This is a genomic window from Peribacillus sp. NPDC096540, assembly GCF_050278525.1.
Classification (GTDB): domain Bacteria; phylum Bacillota; class Bacilli; order Bacillales; family DSM-1321; genus Peribacillus.
In genome coordinates this window covers 22,703-42,366 of the sequence record NZ_JBNNTG010000012.1, presented here as the reverse complement: position 1 = coordinate 42,366, position 19,664 = coordinate 22,703, and the positions used below count along the sequence as shown (strand labels likewise).

The following is a 19,664-nucleotide window of genomic DNA, read 5'->3' as shown; positions in this document are numbered from 1 at the left end:
ATTATTCACGAGTAAAAAAATAAATGACTGGATTAAATAGGATTTCTTGAATTATTCCCTCAGTCGACAAATTAATCCATTTCACAATTGAAAAAGGTGCCTCGCTAGTTGCGAAGCACCTTTTCTTTTATTTGATTATGCTTTTGCTTTTAAAATCTCAGCTTTATCTGTGCGTTCCCAAGGAAGATCAACGTCTGTACGGCCAAAGTGTCCGTAAGCAGCTGTTTGTTTGTAGATTGGGCGACGAAGATCAAGCATTTTGATGATACCAGCTGGACGCAGGTCGAAGTTAGCGCGTACTAGATCAACTAGTACTTCTTCGCTTACTGTACCAGTTCCGAATGTATCGATCGAGATTGATACAGGCTCTGCCACACCAATTGCGTATGCCAATTGTACTTCCGCTTTGTCAGCAAGGCCAGCAGCTACGATGTTTTTCGCAACGTAACGAGCAGCGTATGCCGCAGAACGGTCAACTTTTGTAGCATCTTTACCGGAGAATGCACCGCCGCCGTGACGAGCGTATCCGCCGTACGTATCAACGATGATTTTACGTCCAGTAAGACCAGCATCCCCTTGTGGTCCGCCAATTACAAAACGGCCAGTTGGGTTAATGAAGTACTTAGTCCCAGCATCGATTAATTCAGCTGGTACAACTGCTTTAATCACATGTTCTTTTAAGTCAGCTTGAATTTGCTCAAGCGTTACTTCTGAATCATGTTGTGTTGAAATTACAATTGTGTCGACTCTTACAGGTTGATTATTTTCATCATATTCCACTGTTACCTGTGTTTTACCATCAGGACGTAAGTAAGCAAGCGTTTCATCTTTACGAACTTGAGACAAGCGGAATGAAAGTTTGTGAGCTAATGAAATCGGAAGTGGCATAAGCTCTTCTGTTTCATTGCAAGCAAAACCGAACATAAGCCCTTGGTCCCCTGCACCGATCGCATCGATTTCTTCATCTGACATAGTTCCTTCACGAGCTTCCAACGCTTTGTCTACGCCAGCTGCGATATCGGCAGATTGCTCATCAATAGAACTCAATACGGCACAAGTTTCAGCATCGAAACCGTATTTCGCACGTGTGTAACCAATTCCTGCAATCGTATCCCGAACGATACGTGGAATATCCACATAAGCAGATGTTGTAATTTCACCTGCAACAAGTACAAGACCTGTTGTTACACTTGTTTCACACGCAACACGTGCATTTGCATCCTTAGCAAGGATAGCATCTAAAATGGAATCTGAAATCTGATCACAAATCTTGTCCGGATGGCCCTCTGTAACAGATTCAGAAGTAAATAGACGTTTCTTTGACATCATATTTCCTCCTTGGAAGTTAGTATGTTGTAGGCAAAAGCCTGATTTTTTACGGAACTCGTTTTCCCTTATTAGTTTCAACTATAGACACAGAATTACTAAAAAACACAAAAACCTTCCCTGGCAAATGAGGAAAGGTTTAAAATTCTGTCATCTATCCTTTCACTCTTATCGTTCAAGGGTTTTTTACCTTGCTCAGGTTAGCACCATCACCACTATTCCTTGAAGAACTATCGCTTTATTTTCGGCGATTGATCTTGGAGTCAAGTTCAATATGGCAGGTTGCTGGGTTTCAAAGGGCCTGTCCCTCCACCAACTCGGGATAAGAGAATCCGTACAATTTAAGATATTATCGTATATGGTCGGAATCTGTCAATGCTTTTCTAAAAAGAACAATTCCCCCCATCGTAGCTTTCGAAAAAAAAAATGTGCTGATGCTCCGTCATTATTGGATTTTCGAAGTAGAAAGCAAAACGAAACTGTAGATAATTTCCAAAGATAAAAGAAAATTAAAAAAGCAAACTTCGAAGCGTAAAAAACTTTTTATGACTTTGCCTTTCGAGGTAATAGCATGTTATTCTTTTCTTTGTTACTTCCTATTAAATAAAACAATCCTTTTTTATATTTCTGAAGCGAGACCCATCCTTTTTTTACATAACCTTTAATCCAGCTACCAATCTTGATTATGGGTTTTCTTTCTAGTTAAGATTCCTCCATTCAAGTATATGCAAGAATCCGAACTCGGTTCTTAACGCATTTATAAAAATGATTAAGGAAACCATATAAAAATTATCACAAAAAAAAATAAATAGTATAGACTATTTAAGTGAATGTGTTATACTAATTGTAATATAAAACTTAAAACAAAGGAAGGTACCTCATATATGAATTCTGTAGACGTTTCTAATGAGTTACACCAATTATTGGCAGGAAATAATGTGCAAACTCAACTTTCAGTTCCCCAATTAGTTGAAAAAGTATTAAGCAGAAACGAAGGCGTTTTGACATCAACTGGCGCAGTAAAAGCTGAAACTGGCAAATATACTGGCCGTTCACCTAAAGATAAATATATCGTAGACGAAGCATCTGTTAAAGACAAAGTAGATTGGGGTTCAGTAAACCAACCAATCTCTGAAGATGTATTCAATAAACTATATAATAAGGTAGTTGACTACCTAAAAGCAAAAGAAGAGATCTTTGTTTTCAAAGGTTTCGCTGGTGCAGACGAAACATCACGTCTTCCCATCCGAGTGGTAAATGAATATGCTTGGCATAATCTTTTCGCTCATACTTTGTTCATCCGTCCAAATGAAGAAGAACTAAGAGGTCATGAAGCAGAATTCACGATTCTCTCAGCACCTAATTTCAAAGCAGATCCAGAAGTCGACGGAACTAAATCCGAAACATTCATCATCGTGTCATTTGAACGCCGTACTATCTTAATCGGTGGAACGGAATATGCAGGTGAAATGAAAAAATCGATCTTCTCAATCATGAACTATCTACTTCCAGAGGCTGGAATCCTTCCAATGCATTGCTCTGCTAACGTAGGACGTGAAGGAGATGTCGCTTTATTCTTCGGACTGTCTGGTACTGGTAAAACAACTTTATCTGCAGACACTAATCGCAAACTGATTGGTGATGACGAGCACGGCTGGTCTTCTAACGGTGTATTCAACATCGAAGGCGGCTGCTATGCAAAAACAATTAACCTTTCACGCGAAAAAGAACCGCAAATTTTCGATGCCATCCGTTTCGGTGCCGTATTGGAAAACGTAGTTGTTGATCCAGAAACACGTGAAGCGAACTACGATGATAGTTCATTAACAGAAAACACTCGTGCTGCATACCAAATGCAAGCGATTGATAACATCGTGAACCCAAGTATCGCAGGACACCCAAATACAATCATTTTCTTAACAGCTGATGCTTCAGGCGTACTGCCTCCAATCAGCAAACTTTCTAAAGAACAAGCAATGTTCCATTTCCTAAGCGGGTACACAAGTAAATTGGCAGGCACTGAAAGAGGAGTAACTTCACCAGAAGCTACATTCTCAACTTGCTTCGGTTCACCATTCTTACCTCTTCCTGCTACACGCTATGCTGAAATGCTTGGAGATAAAATTGACGAACACAGCGCAAAAGTATACCTTGTCAACACTGGATGGACTGGCGGTGCATACGGAACTGGTAGCCGTATGAAACTTGCTTACACTCGTGCAATGGTACAAGCAGCACTTGAAGGCGAATTAGCAAACATCGAGACAGTCAAAGACGATATCTTCGGTTTGGATATTCCACTTCATGTTCCTGGTGTTCCTGACGAAGTGCTTCAACCAATCAAGACTTGGGCAGATCCTGCTGCATATAAACAAACAGCAACAGCCCTTGCTGCTCAATTCCGTGCAAACTTTAAAAAATTCGGAAGCGTTCCAAGTGAAATTGAAGAACTTGGCGGACCGACTGCTTAATTTTAATAAACAAAAACAAAAGGGGTTCGGAATTAAAACATTCCGAACCCCTTTTGATATTGTCATTGAATGAATGTCAGTTTAACTAAAATAACTGGATCAATACTTGGGCGACCGACCTCTGAATACATATCTTTCACCAAGTCATAAATGAAAGGGAAATCAATGGTGGCTTCAATTTTACGAGCCAAATGGTTCGATGGCACCAGTTGATCTAAAGTAATCATTTCAAGTTGATCTCGCTGAATAGAATCATGTTTCGAAAGCATCCTTATCACCTCAAGTTTTAATACTTCTATTTTTTAAAAACAAAAAAGACTGTAGGCAAAAGCTTATATCTAATTGTTAAAACAAAGTGGATTGGAACGGAAGGTGTGAGACTCCTGCGGGAAAAGCGCGTCCAAGGGAGACCCCGCAGGCGCAAAGGCGCCGAGGAGGCTCCCGGGCCGCCCGCGGAAAGCGAGTGCCTGAAGTGGAAAGTAACGTTCAAATTTTACAACCCATCAAAAAAACTGTAGACAATCTCCATTACTATCGAGTTTAGCAAAACTTGCTTGGTCCTTTCTTTATAAACTGATTAATCTAAGCGAAAAATCAATCATCACGTTCTAACTCCTGTAAAATCCACAATAACCTGAAGCGCCAGGATCTGCTCTTCACATGTCCCCATAGGAAGTCATATTTACAGAACATATTAATTATCCAATCTATACTATGAATTTTGAATTAAAAATAGCCAAGAGGCTGTCCCCTATGTTCCAGCTGGTGGTATAATTCATTGGTTTTCTCAAAAGCCCTGAGAAAGGTCTCCTGTACCAAATCCTCTACATCCAGTTGGCCAATATAATACACAAGAAAGTTCGTCATACTTTTTTCATACGTATGAAATTCACTCCTCTTGATCGCCCATAAGAGACAGCCTCCTCCTTATTAAATAGACTGAGCTGCAAATATAAAATTACAAGTTCATCAAATGATTTAACATGTTGCACAACTATAAAGGGTGCTGACTGAGTCAACACCCTTTATATCCCTATCATATCCGGCCTTGCAGAATCAATTGTTTATTAGATAATCATTTTGTTCCTTACTTCTTTCAAATGTTCTGTTTTATATTCGAATACATTGCCTAAGTTGGCAATTTGGATGTTATGTTTATTGGCATCAATGCAATTCCGAGTATCCAAAATCATTTTATGAGCCATCTTATTCGATAGTTTGTCATAATCCATTTCTCTAAATTCATTATGATCGGTTAAGACAAGAATCAGGTCGGCATCTTTTACAGCGTCTTCGACAGAAACGACTGGCATTTTCCCAGATTGGACATGTGGGTCATGCAAGGATACTTCCATCTGATCCATGCTCATTAGGATATTTACAACATCAATGGCCGGGCTTTCACGGATATCATCTACATTTCCTTTGTAGGCAAGTCCAAAAACCGCTACCTTTGGTTTACGGATACCCTCAAGTAACATCCTGACACAATTGACGATATAATACGGCATCGAAACGTTCGTGTCGCGGGCTAATTTGATGATTCTAGCTGTCTCAGGAGCTTTAGCGACAATGAAATAAGGATCGACCGCGAGACAATGTCCACCTACCCCTGGTCCTGGTTGATGAATATTTACACGTGGATGCTTATTTGCCATTGATATGACATCCAATACATTGATATCCAATTCGAAGCAAACTTTAGCCAACTCATTCGCAAGAGCAATATTCACATCACGGAAGGTATTTTCCATCAATTTGGACATTTCAGCCGTTTTCGCATCCGTACGAATGATTTCCCCTTTAACAAAAGTTTCATAGACAAGGCCTCCTCTGTAGGAGCAGGCTTCTGTGATGCCGCCGACAATTCGGTTATTATGCACCAATTCTTCTAGAATTCTTCCTGGTAAGACACGTTCGGGACAATGTACAAGAAAGATGTCTTTCCCGATCGTTAGCCCTGACTTCTCAATCAATGGCTTGATATGATCATCCATGCTCCTTGGTGCAATCGTCGATTCGATAATGATGACATTTCCCTTCTGAACAAAAGGAAGAACACTTGAAGTTGCCTGCATAACATAGGTAAGATCACACGATTGGTGTAGATCTTCATTGTTTGGAGTTGGGACCGCAATGATGAAAACATCCGCAGACTCCGGATTCAAGGTAGCACGAAATCTTTTGGCATCTAGCACTTCATTTAACACTTCTTCTAGTCCAGGTTCTTCAATATGGAGCTTTCCATTATTCAATTTATTAATAACATCAGGATGGATATCCACGCCAACAACATCTACACCGTGTTTTGCGAACATTAAAGATGTTGGAAGTCCTATATAACCTAGTCCCATTGTACATAATTTCATAATAACCACTCCTCATCATATTTTCTTCTAGTATTCTAGTTTGGTTAAGCTGATTGATAGATTTGGATGAAGATTTCTTTCTCTTGTTTCCAATTGTATTTTAGGCGGGCTTTAAGACAATTGCTGCTCATTTCAGCTCTTTTTTCTGGATGCTTTAATAAATAATTGACTCCGTCCGCAATAGAACGTGGGTCATGGGAGTCGACACACAAACCAATTTTCTCAGTCTCGACTACCTTTTGAATTTCTGGAAAGCTGCAGGCGATGACAGGTACTCCGCTCATCATATATTCAAACAACTTATTGGAAGAAGCAGAATAATGATTAAAGCAGACATTATTCAATACCTGAAAACCTAAATATGCGTTTTTCGTATAATGAAGCAAATCGTCAACCGGAACCTTCGGGATAAATTTCACCCGATGTTCGAGACCCATTGCCTCTACCTTTTTTATTAATTCAGGCTTGATCTTTCCATCTCCAATAAAAACAAGCGTTCCTGCTTCCATCATTGGCACAGCCTCAACCACTTTCTCTAGCCCTCTGCCTGTTTGAATGCCGCCTTGATATAACAATATCGGCTCGTCCTCTGGCAGCATGAGCAACTCGTGTAAATCCACGACTGTACTTTCCTCAGGCAAGGTAGGGATTGGGTAGTTATGGACCACTTTTGGATACAGACCATATAAGTCTTCATTATATTTAGCACGAGTATGATTTTCGGCGATCATTTCGTCGACAAATTTTAATAGAAACTTTTCCATTATCCCGTAAATCCGGCTATTATAACCGGTTCTGCTCGTTTGAACTTCATGAGAATCATATATGAGCTTTTTACGTCTTAGAAATTTACTGCTGATCGCTCCCTGCATTAACGTATTCAAATCATTCGAATGATAAAAGTCATACTTCTTTTTCCGGCCGTAATGAACCATTTGAAAAAAAATATAGCTTCTTGTCAAAAGATTCGGTAGTTTTGTTTTCGTAACAATTGTGGCGATTATTGCAAGAAGCGCCATAACACCCACTAATACGACAGTACTGATCCAGCCCGTAATCAAGTTCATGTTCATCAAGGTATTCCAAACCAATAAAGTGAGAACGGTCAATTCAAACATCTTATTTTTCACTTTTTTAACAATTTTCAGCACTCTATTTAGTCTATCCCAGCGATTATTCACTCGAATGACATTAAATCCGTTTTTATGTTTCTCTTTTTTTGGTAATTCTTCATTTTTCCAGTTATAAATAGCAATTAAGTCGACTTCATAACCTTCTTCAGTAAGGGCAGTGCATTCCCTTAGAACCCGTGCATCGTTGGTAAAATGATTCCACACAAACATACATACCTTCTTCGCCATTTTTACCTCCACTTTTCCAGATATGCCGTTAGCTAGATGCTTCCATCACGTTAATGAGCCCTTGAATATTTTTTGACCATAGAAAATTTTGTTCCGCATATCGATGGCCATTTTCACCAAGCTCTTCGCGAAGAGCTTTCTCAGAGGCCATTGTTAGAATATGTTGACTGATTTCATCAACCGTTCTACTATCTGCCACCATCCCGCATTGCGCTTCTGAAATCATTTGTCTGGCACGCCCGGCGACATCACCGACAATCGGTTTCCCAACACACATATAGTCGATGATTTTTCCAGGTAACACCTTGTTAAAAACATCCTTCTCAACTAAGCTTACATACGCAATATGGGAAGAGGATACTTCATTAAGAGTCACCCTCCTGTTCATCGCTTTGATGACCCTTATATTAGTCAACCCTTTAGAGGATATCTCGTCTTGGACTTCGGACATTCGATAGCCATATCCAATAATCGTGAACTCAATTTGCTTATGTTCTTTCAGTTTTTCAGCCACCGCTATTAACTTTTTAATATCTTGGGCAAGTCCGATATTACCCGTATAAACGACCTTGATCCTATTTTCTGAAATTGGTGGAAGCCTTTTTTTCAAGTTCAGCTCGTCTGCAGTAAGCGAGTTTGGAATGAATTGGATATCATCATTTTTGACTCCTTTTGAAAGGATATAATCCCTAAATCCAGGACTATTGATGATAATTTGGTTAGAGTGTTGATATATTTTTCTTTCAAGGAAAAAAGACATTTTCAAGATCCACTTATTCGCGAATACGCCTACTCCCTGCAGTGATTCGGGCCATAAGTCTCTTACATCGGTAATTAGCTTTGCCTTCATCTTTTTCTTGGCTATCAATGCCGCCAATATCGGGAAAATAGGTGGCGTCGTGACAAACACATAGTCATATTTTTTTTCCAATCGGATAATTGTGTAAATGAAGAGCCACATCGCTTCCAAATAATGAAGCAAGCGTCTCCACATATTGCTTGTATACCTCTTCACTTTATCTGGTTGAATCCTGATGATATCTTTCTCCTCAATATCTACTTCATCCCAAAAGTGGGCATCTTGATATAAACTTTGGTGAGGATAACTCGGCTTCAAAGTGATGACTGTTACCTCATAGCCGCTCCGCTTCAAATTGAGATATACATTTTTCATCCTGTTTCCTGCACTCCCAATTTCAGGATAAAAGTTTTGCACAATCATCAGGACACTTTTCATATGAGCCTATCACCTCTATTCTTTAAATGTTCATCGTCCTGCTTTTTATTGTAAATGGACGATATTAAGTGGGGATTAAAGAAATATAAAGTCCTTATTAACTTTGTAAATATTCTGTTAATTATTGCACTAATAAAATTTTTCTTAGGAACAACTCGTTATAATAGGGAGGAAATAAAGAAAGCGAGGAAATCATAATGCCTAAAAATCGTTTAAAGGTCATGACTGTGTTTGGGACAAGACCAGAGGCCATTAAAATGGCTCCTGTCGTATTGGAGTTGAAAAAGCATCAAGAATCAATTGAAAGCATTGTCGTAGTCACCGCCCAGCATCGGGATATGCTTGATCAAGTTCTGCAATGTTTCCAAATAAGACCAGACTACGATTTGAATATGATGAAAGAAAGACAAACATTAGAAGAGATCACAACACGCGGTATTGGGGAACTGAGCGCTCTTATGAAAGAAATACAACCAGATATTGTGCTCGTTCATGGAGATACAACGACGACTTTCATCGCCAGCTTAGCCGCTTTTTATAATAAAATTCAAATTGGCCATGTTGAGGCTGGTCTTCGGACTGGTAATAAGTATTCACCGTATCCCGAAGAAATGAATAGGCAGCTGACAGGCGTCTTAGCTGATTTACATTTTGCCCCAACAAATCAAGCAGCAGATAATCTAATTTTGGAAAACAAAAAGAGTGATTCTATCCATATTACCGGCAATACGGCTATCGATGCTTTGAAAACAACTGTACGGAAAGACTATGAACATCCTATTCTATCCGGTTTGAATGGAGATCGTATGTTATTGATGACAGCGCATAGACGAGAAAATATCGGAAAACCAATGGAAGAAATATTCCGTTCCGTCAAACGGCTGCTTGAAGATCACATGGATATCCAAGTCGTTTTCCCACTTCATAAAAACCCAGTCGTCCGCGAAATTGCTTACCGGATTTTTGGTGAAACGGAAAGACTTCACTTAATAGAGCCGCTTGAGGTGCTTGATTTTCATAATTTTGCAGCGCACGCCCATCTAATACTGACAGATTCCGGAGGCGTGCAAGAAGAAGCCCCTTCACTTGGCGTTCCTGTCCTTGTGTTACGCGATACAACAGAACGGCCAGAAGGGATTGAGGCTGGTACCCTTTTATTGGCAGGAATTGAGGAAGAACGAATTTATCAATTAGCCACAGACTTACTTACAAATGAAGAAACCTATAAAAAAATGGCGACAGCTTCTAACCCATATGGAGATGGATTTGCCTCGAAGCGAATAGTCAAAATTCTTTTAGAGAAATTGAGTGCTGATAACAATAAGATGATAAATTCCCCAACCCGCTCATCCTAATTTTTATCATTTATTAAACAGCTTCATCGTTAGAAAGAACGATAAATCAAAAAAAGAAGCCTAACACTCTTTAAGAGGTTGTTAGGCTTTCAGTTTGTAGACAAAAGAGGTGAACGTGGATTTCCACTCCAGGCACTCGCTTTCCGCGGGCGGTCCGGGAGCCTCCTCGGCTTACGCCTGCGAGGTCTCCCCTAGACGCGCTTTTCCCGCAGGAGTCTCGCACCTTCCGCTCCAATCAACTTTGTTATAAAATTTAAATAGAAAAATTGTACAAGCATAAAAAAACTGTAGGCCTAACTGAACTGCCCCGTAAATGTTAGGCTTTTCCTAATTCTTCTTATATCTTAAATTTTAAAATGATTCACTTCCATTTTAAGACTCTCGGCAAAGGTTGAAGTAGTTATATAGAGGCCACTCACCTAAACAGTAGCCTCTATATTTATTTTGAAAATATGATTTACTTTCCTTGTACTTTTAATATTTCTTCTTATTTAGAAACATAAGCTACTTCTTTATATTTTCTAATGCTCTATAAGCATTTGCTTCTCCTGAACCAAATAAAGCATCTTGTCCTTTCTTTCCATAGTCAAGAGCTGTTTGCTTAATACGTGCTGTTACTTGGGCAGGTTTATACTCCGGATGAGCTGCCTTAATAACTCCTGCAATTCCAGCTACTTGAGGAGTGGCCATAGAAGTACCAGCATTAAACTCATATGAAGAGCCTAAATAGGTAGGCCAAGTACTTAGGATTAAGTTACTTGGATCAGCCGCCGCAGGATCATTGGTTTCTGCATATTTAGGTCCATAATCTCCTCCAGGAGCTGCCACGTCAATAGCACTGTTTCCATAATTAGAGTAGAAAGCAAGCTGCTGAGTTGACCATTTTGTGGAGGCAGACACATTAATAACTCCTGGCATTTGTGCTGGTACTACAGTTGCAGGCCCTTTCACGCTCATTCCATATGGTTCATACAATTTATTTAAAAATTCGTTTACTTCCTTCTTGTCATCTAAATTTAAACTTTCATTACCACTACCGGCTACTACAGTTACTCCATTCTTTACTGCATATTGAATTGCTCTCTTCCAAAGTAACGTTTCAGCGACCGATTTATAACTTTCTCCCTCAATTGTCATTTTGGTATTATTATAGAAACGAAGAGACATATTAATAACATCTACCTTGTCATTTGTTGCTGCAATAATTGCATCTATTATCCAAGCTGGTAATCCAAGGGCTTGCTCTGAGTACAATACGCGATAGGATCGGATTCCTAAATCTGGTCCTACACCGTTTACTTTACCATTTGCTCCAATGATCCCGGCAACGTGTGTACCGTGCCCATTGCGATCTTTTATATCAGTAGGATCACCTGTTTCAGATTCATCCATTCCAGCAGGAACAAGATTACGTCCACCTATTATATTATTCTTTAAGTCAGGATGAGACTCATCAATTCCAGTATCAATCACTCCCACCACTGCTTTATGAGTAATACTACCATCTTTATTTTTATATCCGCCTGTTTCTAAATCATATGATTTCCCGTCGTTGGTCACCCTTTGAATATCCCATTGGGAGTCCCAATAACTCTCTGAATTTTGCTGGCTGATGATACTAGACTCATAGTTATAAGGGCTGACTGCTGTTTTGTCTAAGGTTAGGGGAATTTCTCTGTTAGCAGCTTCTATTGAAGAATTACCTTTTAGGTTTTTAAGAAAAGAAGGCTCGTCAGATTGAGCTTCTATTCCTCCAACTTCGGGAAGAACTTTAGTTACTTTACCACCAGCTTTCCGTATTACCTCTTGATAATTCTCTGGTAATCCACTTTTAAAAGCTATTGCGTATGTGTTATTCATCTCCTGATTTTGACTCTTAGCTTGGGTAGGAACACCACCAACGGACAATATCCCTGCTCCTACTGCAATCGAAAGTACCGTATGTAGAATTTTCTTTTTCATATGTCTCCTCCTATATATGGAAAATATTCATCATATACTATCTTAATATACAACAACTTAAATTCCAAGTTTTCCTAATAAATCTCATATTATTGAAATAAAGAATAAATATTTTTTAATAAATAAAAGAGCAGCGTCCCGTGATAAAGCTCGGAATACTCCTCTCATTATTATTGTGATGAACGCAGTATGTATCGTCATTAGTTCCATTTAAGAAAAAATAACGTAAGGATTAATACATTTTTACTTAAAATACGTTTTAACAATTACATATCGTGTAGAAAAAGGGCCCATTTTTCATTTATATTTAGAAAAATAGAGCCCTTAACTACGAGATAAGTATAAACTGTTTTTAAATAATCTTTTTTGCCTCGAAATCTCTATACCCTTTACATCTGAAGATCATTCTTTGTGTTTTTTCTTATTAATGAATTAGTTAGGCGTTTACGTGCTGTTTTCATAGGCCCCATCGTAAAATAACGCAGCCATAAAGTAGCAAATAGCATTTGGAGCAAACAGACTAGTATCCAAATGGAAATGACCGAGAATGAACTACGATGTCCACCTAATCCAAAACCCCAACCATAAAACAGAATGGCACATAAAATATTCTGTAGCACATAGCAACTTAAGGACATCCTACCTACTTTCTCTAAAACTCCCCATAATGAAAAGGATTGGGATTTTTCAACCAATACGCTAATTACTCCCATATATCCAATTGATTTTTTTCTAGTCAGTTCACGAAAACACAATAAAATAAACATATATCAAAAAATCAAGCCATTTAGGGTAAAGTAAAAAAAGGTGTAGTGAACATCATCCATTTAAGGATTCGTGTAAATAACATATACTTCGCACGCAACATTCTTTTCGGCCTGCAAATTAGCGTCAAACCTAGTACTCAATTGCATCGTTTTCGAGATTAATTACTTCACCTTCAGTAACTGTACAATTTAAACCTAAGCAAAAAAGACCACCAAATTGGTGATCTTCTAGGAATTTCTAATTTTCAACTTATCCTTTAATTAACCGGACATTTTTTCTAAAGTTTGAACCTATGCTTTTTAAATAAAGTAAGACAGTTAAGAATATAACTACCTCAGATAATGGAATGGCCAGCCATGCTGCATTTGTTCCAAATATCAGTGGCAATGTTAGCAGGAATATAAGCATGAAAATAAATTCGCGGCCAATAGTAATCCAAGCGGCCATCTTTACTTGCCCAATTGATTGGAAATAGGTCATCATGACGAAGTTGACTCCCATTAGAATATATCCGCTAAAGAAGATTCTTATTCCAATTGTAGCAAGCTCTTTGACATCTTGAGAAAAGTCTCCGAATAAATCTACAATATAAGGTGCCGCCACTTGTCCCACCAGGGTAATGGATATTCCTGCACCGATTGCTGTGAAAATGGCAATACGTATCGTTTCGCGCTTCCTCTTTTCATCTTTCGCACCATGATAATAACTTACGAGTGGCTGTATTGCCGACCCGATACCAAGAAACATCAACAGCATAACACTATGTGCATAATTGACAATAGAAAATGCAGCTAATCCGTCGGTACCAGCAAGGCGCGAGAACGCATTATTATGAGCAATAGTAAAGACGGATACACCTATTTCAGCTAAGAAACTCGGAAAGCCAATCACCATCGTCATGATGAAAAGTGACTTTTCAAAACGGAACTTGACGAGACCAAGCGTGTTCTTCTTCGTGAAAAAGTGCGCGCTGAGAACTAGTATACCCAAGGCAGCTGCGATGATGGTTCCGTATGCAGTCTCACGCACCCCTAATTCAAGTACATAAAGGATAATGAAGTTTAAAACGAAATTGGAGATGGCTGTGACGATAAGAGATGCCATGGCCAGATTCGGATTGCCATTGTTCCTGACGAATATACTTAAGGTGTTTTCAAGGGTGAAAACAAAACCCAGCATCAAGAATACGTTCATGTAGTCTGTTGCAAAAGGAGCGGTTGCCTCGTTGGCCCCTAGTGCATAAACAAGCTGATGGTGAAAAGCGTAGGAAATCAGACCAATGATTACGGTGAATATTGTGATTAAAATGATTGAATGGGTGAAAATAAAGCGTGCACGATCATATTGCTTTGCCCCCATGCTTTGTGAATAAAGCGTTGCCCCGCCGACCCCAATCCAAATCGACATCGCTACAAAGATTGTATAAATCGGCCCTGCAATATTAACTCCTGCAAGGGCAACAGATCCAAGTTTATTGCCGACCATCACGCCATCGACAACAAAGTTCAATGCCATCAATACCATTCCAATCATAGAAGGGATCAGATAGCGAAGAAAGACCTTTCCCGTCGATTCCATCTCCAATAGATTTTGTTGTTGTTTTTCTCTTAATGCCATTTATACCATCTCCTGCTTTTGACCTTACTTTGAAATTCCTCTCCAAAAAATAGACCACGACGACGCAAGTTTTTCCGCGACTCGGTCTGGATTTTCCGCATAAACAAGTTCGACCATAATGGCAGCGATGACGCCTGAATACGCCAGTGTCAGGGTTCGCGCATCTCCTGAGTTAAAACCCCTCCCGATATCCATGTTTCGAATATCTTTTCCATTAAGGCTTCCTGTTGAACCTGAAGATCATCAGTCTCTTTTTTGAATCTCTTTGTATGGATGTGTTGGTGGAAAGAATCCCATACGAAGCCAGATTTTTAAACTCTCAACCTCCTGGAACATCTTTATCATTTCTTCCAAAAATCCGTATAGCGTTTTTTCTGGATCACTTTTTTCATGTTATTGAAATACTCAAGCTCCATTTCCTTGGCGTCTTTAAGTACAGATAAAAACAGATCGTCTTTCCCTTAAAAATGAGAATATATTGATTGTTTTTTTATCCCTACATCTTCGGCAATTTGAGAAAGTGAAGACCCTCATAACCATGAATCGTAAAATATTTGAGTGCTGCTTTTTTTATTTCATCGCTTTTCATAATGTTCACCTTTCATTGCTGAATATTTTTTTGTATTTCTGATAATCCTATCATAAACTAACGAACGTTCGTCAGGCAAGTTTTTCATTCTGGGAATTTTAGGTTTACCTCCTATTGAGATAAAGTTTGGTCCGTTCTATAAAGAAGGGTTCATCATCCATGCTGCTACATTATTCCTTAGTATAAAAAGGATTATAAGGTCTACCTGTCGAAGTGATATTCCATAATAAAAAGGAGGATTCATATGAAACATCAGGTTACCCCCTATTTAATATTCGATAGACAGGCAAAGGACGCATTAGCATTTTATGAAGAGGTATTTCAAGCGGAAATTACCGAACTGCAAACTTACGGGGAAGCCGATTTCCCGACACCTGAAGAAGCGAATGACCTTGTTTTGCATGCTAAAATCAAAAAAGGCGATTTGCTGATCATGGTATCTGATACGTTTCCGGGAAATCCCTTTGAAGTCGGGAATAATGTATCGCTGGTCCTCGAGTGTGAAAGCGAATCGGAAATCCAACATTTATACGCTGCCATGTGTGAAAAAGGATCATCCTTAATGGAGCTGCAAGATACCTTTTGGGGAGCTAAGTATGGTAAGGTCAAGGATCAATTTGGCGTCCAATGGGACTTGAATTTCACAAAATGAATTCAAAAATGGCCGAAGATACGATTAGTATCTTCGGCCATTTTTATACGAATTTTTCGAACTAGAGACATCGCCGAGAATGGCAATCTATCAAGCTCCTTCAGGAATCATCCGTTCCGAGAAATGCAAACCTGTAGTCAATGAATCCCTTCCATCAAAACACATGAAAATAATTCAAGACATTTTTGCCAATCAATAAAACGGTAACACAAATGAATAATATACGTACATAGGAAGCACCCTTCTTAATTGCGAAGTTCGTTCCGACCAATGCTCCGGCGACCATTGCAAGACCCATCGGAATTCCGTAGGCAAAATTGACGGTCCCCATGGATAGGAAAATGATAAGTGCGGCTATATTGCTGCCAAAGTTCAAAATCCTTGCATTCCCAGCAGCTTGGACAAAGTCAAACCCTATAATCAAAAAGGAAAATAATAAAAAGGAACCTGTGCCTGGTCCAAGAAAACCATCATAAAAACCAATGGCAAATATAATGACTATCAGCAGAAGCATTTTCTTCTTTTTCAGTCCTTTATACTTTGCCTCTTTCCCCCAATCCTTCTTTACCATCGTATAAATCGCGACAATGACTAATAGTACCAAAATGAGAGGCTTTAGTATCTCTGCGGAAACGAAATGTACAACATATGCTCCTAATGCCGCTCCAATCACGGTAATCGGAAACAGCTTCATGACGAATTTAAAGTTAACTTTTCCAGCCCGAATGAATGAGATTGTACTCGTTAAAGATCCCATTGTACCCGCCAACTTATTGGTCGCTAGCGCCGCTGAAGGTGAAATCCCCGTGAACAATAAAGCTGGTATGGAAATTAACCCGCCTCCGCCCACAACGGAATCGATAAATGCAGCAATAAAACCGACAAGTATTAAAAATAGCAAAGTATAGAGATTGATGTCCTCCATGTATTCTCCTCCCTACAAAAACACTAACTCTATTATAACTCCCACTTTCTATATCAGTATTTCTGGAATTTTAATGAAAAGAATGCTACCGATTACTCTTTTTCATTTAGAAATTCAAACAATTTTTCCTCTGAAGTTACCGTAAAACCGTGTCGTTTTAGTAACGCAGCCGTAACTCCATTCCCACCCTTTTTCATTCCCTTAAATTCACCATTATAAATCGTCGCGCTTCCACAGGATGGACTATTTTCCTTTAAAACGACAAGCGTCGCTCCAACTTCCTGGGCTTTCTGCAATGTTAAATGAGCTCCCTTCAAGTATAATTCCGTTACATCCCTGCCCGACTTTTCGATTATCGTCGCTTTTCCATCAAGGACATCTTCACCTTCACCGCCAACTATCTCAGCAGGTTCTCTGGGAATTGCAAAACCCCCAAGCAACTCCGGACATACAGTGATTGCCTTTTTTTCTTCTAATAATCTCAGAATTCTATTATCTAAGCTATGTGTACCGTTGTATCTTACCTCTAAACCTGCTAGACAAGAACTTACTAAAATCATCAAAATCACCTCATCATATTAGCCTAACAATATTTTACCATTCTTCTTAAATAATTTTATTTGAACGGTTAAAGAAAATTGTTATAGCATGCTTTATGGGTGCGTAGGTCGGATTACTGGCGCGTAGGTCGAATTATCTTCGCGTAGGTCGAATTATTACAGCCAGGGTTGATTTAACCGCTAAAAAAGGTCAAATTTCACCAAACAACTCAAAAAAGCGCTTGCAGAGAATTTATTTCTCGGCAAGCGCTTCATTTATTCAGTTGGTTGAGTTTAATGATAACAATTGGTAGGTAATGGTGGTTTCTTCGTTGGTCCATTCAACTTTTTGAATAACTGCTGTTCCGCTTGAGTCCGATTGAATAGTTTTACGGACGTCAATTGGAATGTCGATTGGATATAACCGGTATCCTGCTTTTGTTAGTTTAAAAATATTTTCTTGTTCCCGAATTTCGTTTCCTTTTGTAACGATCATGGTGTTGAGTTCCATAGGCATGCCCATGTATATCTCCTCCTCTGGCCAATATATACTCATTCTAACTTATTCGGTTTTATTTTTCATCCAAGTTGTTAAATCTTCGACTACTTTTCTGTTGACGGCTGGCGGGAAGTAATGTGTGAATTGAGGAAAATACCAGCTTTCTACCTCTTTGTCATGGGTTTTCAACCGTTTTTCCAGCCGATACGCATGTTCAACCGAGACATTGTCATCCAGTTCACCATGAATAATCAGAACAGGAACATTCAAGTCTTCAATCGCAAACAATGGAGTCCGGAATTCATATTGGTCGGGACATTTTTTAGGCGTACCACCGATGACTCGCTTCATCATGCGACGCATATCGACCCGTTCTACATAAGTTAAAAACATATCTGATACACCGCCCCATGTTACAATCGACGCCGCATTCTTACAATAGATTCCAGTCCAAAGCGCCATGATACCGCCGCGGGAAAATCCGAGAATATGAATATGTTCCTTATTCACTCGGGGGTGTTGTTCAAGCAAATTGAACCCGGATATCGCATCGAATCGATCAACGCCTGCAAAATCCTCATCGCCCTCGCCACCTTGATTCCCCCGGTAAAAAGGGGCAAATACGATGAATCCTTCTGCAGCATACTGTATAATTCTTGCAGGCCTCACCTTGCCTACATTTTTAATTCCACCGCGTAAATATAAGAAGGCATCGTGCATCTCACCATCCACTGGCTCAGCTAGTAATCCCTTAACCTTCAAGCCCTGTGATATGTATGTAATTAAATAAAGATGGATTTCTGGATGCGGTGATGGAAACCGCTGTTTTGAAATAATCGATCCGTTCTCCAATTTCCACTCCCCTTTCTCTTTCCTTTATTGTAAAACATCCTACTGTTTTTATCCCCTGTTAGGCATTCACATATTTTTTCTCCTGTTCATACGATAAGGTAGGCAAAATACCTATTTATGAGGAGGAAGGAATTTTGAAAAAATGGTGTAAAGCAGGTGTCATGTTTTTACTCATGTGTTTGCTTCTGATTCCGCTTGGAGCATGCGGCAGCAACAAGGAAAAAGAAACAACGAAGGTCAGGGTAGCCGAAGTGACCCGCTCCCTTTTCTATACACCGCAATATGTCGCGATTGAAAAGGGATTTTTTAAAGATGAGGGCTTAAATATTGATTTAAAAACGACAGCAGGCGGTGACAAGACGATGACCGCTCTACTTACGGATGGGGCGGACATTGCCCTCGTTGGCTCTGAAACATCGATTTATGTCCAGGCGCAGGGTTCAGACGACCCGGTCATAAACTTTGCTCAATTAACGCAAACAGATGGAACGTTTCTTGTTTCACGTGAAAAAATTGACAATTTCAATTGGGATATGCTGAAAGACTCCACATTTCTTGGCCAGCGTAAGGGCGGGATGCCGCAGATGGCCGGCGAGTTTGTATTGAAAAAACATAACATTGACCCGCAAAAGGATTTGAATCTCATCCAGAATATTGATTTCGCGAATGTCTCAACTGCCTTTGCTTCCGGTACAGGTGATTTTGTTCAGCTATTCGAACCTACTGCCAGTGTGTTTGAAAAAGAAGGAAAAGGCTATATCGTCGCTTCTTTCGGCGCCGAGTCTGGTCATCTTCCTTATACGGTTTATATGGCTAAAAAAAGCTATTTAAAGGAAGACAAAGAGACGGTTGAAAAATTCACGCGAGCTTTGAAAAAAGCACAGGATTGGGTTCAGGAAAGTGATGCAGCAGAAATTGCTAAAGTCATTCAGCCATATTTTGAAGATACCAATCTAGACACGATGGAAACAGTCATCAATCGCTACAAAGAACAAGGCTCCTTTGCCACCGATCCCATTCTTGATGAAGAAGAGTGGAACAATCTGCAAGACATCATGGACGAAGCCGGTGAGCTCCCTTCGAGAATTAGCCATGATGAACTGGTAAACACCGATTTTGCTAAAAAAGTGGCAAAATAGCTA

At 39.5% G+C, this 19,664-nt stretch carries 15 protein-coding genes, 1 pseudogene and 1 riboswitch; of the genes and pseudogenes, 4 read left to right on the top strand and 12 right to left on the bottom strand.

Annotated elements, in window-relative coordinates:
• Window positions 1–135: 135 nt before the first annotated feature.
• Window positions 136–1,329, bottom strand: coding sequence for a methionine adenosyltransferase (metK, locus tag ACQKMR_RS12650; RefSeq protein ID WP_427697597.1), 1,194 nt, complete (start codon window positions 1,327–1,329; stop codon window positions 136–138).
• Window positions 1,330–1,491: 162 nt separating this feature from the next.
• Window positions 1,492–1,655, bottom strand: a riboswitch (SAM riboswitch).
• 555 nt (window positions 1,656–2,210) lie between these two features.
• Here metK and pckA point away from each other — a divergent pair.
• Complete coding sequence (pckA, locus tag ACQKMR_RS12645; RefSeq protein WP_427697596.1) at window positions 2,211–3,797, top strand: phosphoenolpyruvate carboxykinase (ATP); 1,587 nt, start codon at window positions 2,211–2,213, stop codon at window positions 3,795–3,797.
• Between the two features lie 65 nt (window positions 3,798–3,862).
• On the opposite strand, the pseudogene ACQKMR_RS12640 reads toward pckA, so the two are convergent.
• The 4 genes and pseudogenes from ACQKMR_RS12640 to ACQKMR_RS12625 all read right to left on the bottom strand — a co-directional run.
• Window positions 3,863–4,066, bottom strand: a pseudogene (locus tag ACQKMR_RS12640) (IS5/IS1182 family transposase); the annotation flags it as partial.
• Between the two features lie 798 nt (window positions 4,067–4,864).
• Window positions 4,865–6,166, bottom strand: coding sequence for a nucleotide sugar dehydrogenase (locus tag ACQKMR_RS12635; protein WP_427697595.1), 1,302 nt, complete (start codon window positions 6,164–6,166; stop codon window positions 4,865–4,867).
• Between the two features lie 44 nt (window positions 6,167–6,210).
• Window positions 6,211–7,527, bottom strand: a complete 1,317-nt coding sequence (locus ACQKMR_RS12630) for a glycosyltransferase (RefSeq protein ID WP_427697594.1) — start codon at window positions 7,525–7,527, stop codon at window positions 6,211–6,213.
• Between the two features lie 28 nt (window positions 7,528–7,555).
• Window positions 7,556–8,764 (bottom strand): glycosyltransferase family 4 protein, encoded by a 1,209-nt coding sequence (locus ACQKMR_RS12625; protein WP_427697593.1) that lies wholly within the window; start codon window positions 8,762–8,764, stop codon window positions 7,556–7,558.
• A 197-nt stretch (window positions 8,765–8,961) separates the two neighbouring features.
• Here ACQKMR_RS12625 and wecB point away from each other — a divergent pair, with 197 nt between their 5' ends.
• Window positions 8,962–10,119, top strand: a complete 1,158-nt coding sequence (gene wecB, locus ACQKMR_RS12620; RefSeq protein ID WP_427697592.1) for a non-hydrolyzing UDP-N-acetylglucosamine 2-epimerase — start codon at window positions 8,962–8,964, stop codon at window positions 10,117–10,119.
• Between the two features lie 504 nt (window positions 10,120–10,623).
• On the opposite strand, the gene ACQKMR_RS12615 is transcribed toward wecB, so the two are convergent.
• The 3 genes from ACQKMR_RS12615 to ACQKMR_RS12605 form a co-directional block, all read right to left on the bottom strand.
• A complete protein-coding gene (locus ACQKMR_RS12615; protein WP_427697591.1) occupies window positions 10,624–12,081 on the bottom strand; it encodes a S8 family serine peptidase in 1,458 nt (485 codons plus the stop codon).
• Between the two features lie 389 nt (window positions 12,082–12,470).
• Complete coding sequence (locus ACQKMR_RS12610; protein WP_427697685.1) at window positions 12,471–12,794, bottom strand: DUF418 domain-containing protein; 324 nt, start codon at window positions 12,792–12,794, stop codon at window positions 12,471–12,473.
• A 304-nt stretch (window positions 12,795–13,098) separates the two neighbouring features.
• Window positions 13,099–14,466: an MATE family efflux transporter gene (locus tag ACQKMR_RS12605; RefSeq protein WP_427697590.1), complete on the bottom strand. Its 1,368-nt coding sequence runs from the start codon at window positions 14,464–14,466 to the stop codon at window positions 13,099–13,101.
• Between the two features lie 833 nt (window positions 14,467–15,299).
• Between ACQKMR_RS12605 and ACQKMR_RS12600 the strand changes: the two genes are divergently transcribed.
• Window positions 15,300–15,707, top strand: coding sequence for a VOC family protein (locus ACQKMR_RS12600; protein ID WP_427697589.1), 408 nt, complete (start codon window positions 15,300–15,302; stop codon window positions 15,705–15,707).
• 154 nt (window positions 15,708–15,861) lie between these two features.
• On the opposite strand, the gene ACQKMR_RS12595 is transcribed toward ACQKMR_RS12600, so the two are convergent.
• From ACQKMR_RS12595 to ACQKMR_RS12580, 4 genes are all read right to left on the bottom strand, one after another.
• Window positions 15,862–16,632, bottom strand: coding sequence for a TSUP family transporter (locus tag ACQKMR_RS12595; RefSeq protein ID WP_427697588.1), 771 nt, complete (start codon window positions 16,630–16,632; stop codon window positions 15,862–15,864).
• A 92-nt stretch (window positions 16,633–16,724) separates the two neighbouring features.
• Window positions 16,725–17,192: a DUF523 domain-containing protein gene (locus ACQKMR_RS12590; RefSeq protein WP_427697587.1), complete on the bottom strand. Its 468-nt coding sequence runs from the start codon at window positions 17,190–17,192 to the stop codon at window positions 16,725–16,727.
• 259 nt (window positions 17,193–17,451) lie between these two features.
• Entirely contained in the window at window positions 17,452–17,694 is a 243-nt protein-coding gene (locus ACQKMR_RS12585) for a DUF2584 domain-containing protein (RefSeq protein WP_427697586.1), read from the bottom strand.
• A 39-nt stretch (window positions 17,695–17,733) separates the two neighbouring features.
• On the bottom strand, window positions 17,734–18,522 hold the full coding sequence (locus ACQKMR_RS12580; RefSeq protein WP_427697585.1) for an alpha/beta hydrolase family protein: 789 nt from the start codon (window positions 18,520–18,522) through the stop codon (window positions 17,734–17,736).
• Between the two features lie 161 nt (window positions 18,523–18,683).
• Here ACQKMR_RS12580 and ACQKMR_RS12575 point away from each other — a divergent pair, with 161 nt between their 5' ends.
• A complete protein-coding gene (locus tag ACQKMR_RS12575) occupies window positions 18,684–19,661 on the top strand; it encodes an ABC transporter substrate-binding protein (protein WP_427697684.1) in 978 nt (325 codons plus the stop codon).
• The last annotated feature ends 3 nt before the right edge of the window (window positions 19,662–19,664 follow it).

What these genes read in the sequence shown, in the direction of transcription:
- metK (WP_427697597.1), bottom strand. Translation starts at nt 1,329, where the DNA reads ATGATGTCAAAGAAACGTCTATTTACTTCTGAATCTGTTACAGAGGGC.
- pckA (WP_427697596.1), top strand. Translation starts at nt 2,211, where the DNA reads ATGAATTCTGTAGACGTTTCTAATGAGTTACACCAATTATTGGCAGGA.
- ACQKMR_RS12635 (WP_427697595.1), bottom strand. Translation starts at nt 6,166, where the DNA reads ATGAAATTATGTACAATGGGACTAGGTTATATAGGACTTCCAACATCT.
- ACQKMR_RS12630 (WP_427697594.1), bottom strand. Translation starts at nt 7,527, where the DNA reads ATGGCGAAGAAGGTATGTATGTTTGTGTGGAATCATTTTACCAACGAT.
- ACQKMR_RS12625 (WP_427697593.1), bottom strand. Translation starts at nt 8,764, where the DNA reads ATGAAAAGTGTCCTGATGATTGTGCAAAACTTTTATCCTGAAATTGGG.
- wecB (WP_427697592.1), top strand. Translation starts at nt 8,962, where the DNA reads ATGCCTAAAAATCGTTTAAAGGTCATGACTGTGTTTGGGACAAGACCA.
- ACQKMR_RS12615 (WP_427697591.1), bottom strand. Translation starts at nt 12,081, where the DNA reads ATGAAAAAGAAAATTCTACATACGGTACTTTCGATTGCAGTAGGAGCA.
- ACQKMR_RS12610 (WP_427697685.1), bottom strand. Translation starts at nt 12,794, where the DNA reads ATGGGAGTAATTAGCGTATTGGTTGAAAAATCCCAATCCTTTTCATTA.
- ACQKMR_RS12605 (WP_427697590.1), bottom strand. Translation starts at nt 14,466, where the DNA reads ATGGCATTAAGAGAAAAACAACAACAAAATCTATTGGAGATGGAATCG.
- ACQKMR_RS12600 (WP_427697589.1), top strand. Translation starts at nt 15,300, where the DNA reads ATGAAACATCAGGTTACCCCCTATTTAATATTCGATAGACAGGCAAAG.
- ACQKMR_RS12595 (WP_427697588.1), bottom strand. Translation starts at nt 16,632, where the DNA reads ATGGAGGACATCAATCTCTATACTTTGCTATTTTTAATACTTGTCGGT.
- ACQKMR_RS12590 (WP_427697587.1), bottom strand. Translation starts at nt 17,192, where the DNA reads ATGATTTTAGTAAGTTCTTGTCTAGCAGGTTTAGAGGTAAGATACAAC.
- ACQKMR_RS12585 (WP_427697586.1), bottom strand. Translation starts at nt 17,694, where the DNA reads ATGGGCATGCCTATGGAACTCAACACCATGATCGTTACAAAAGGAAAC.
- ACQKMR_RS12575 (WP_427697684.1), top strand. Translation starts at nt 18,684, where the DNA reads ATGTTTTTACTCATGTGTTTGCTTCTGATTCCGCTTGGAGCATGCGGC.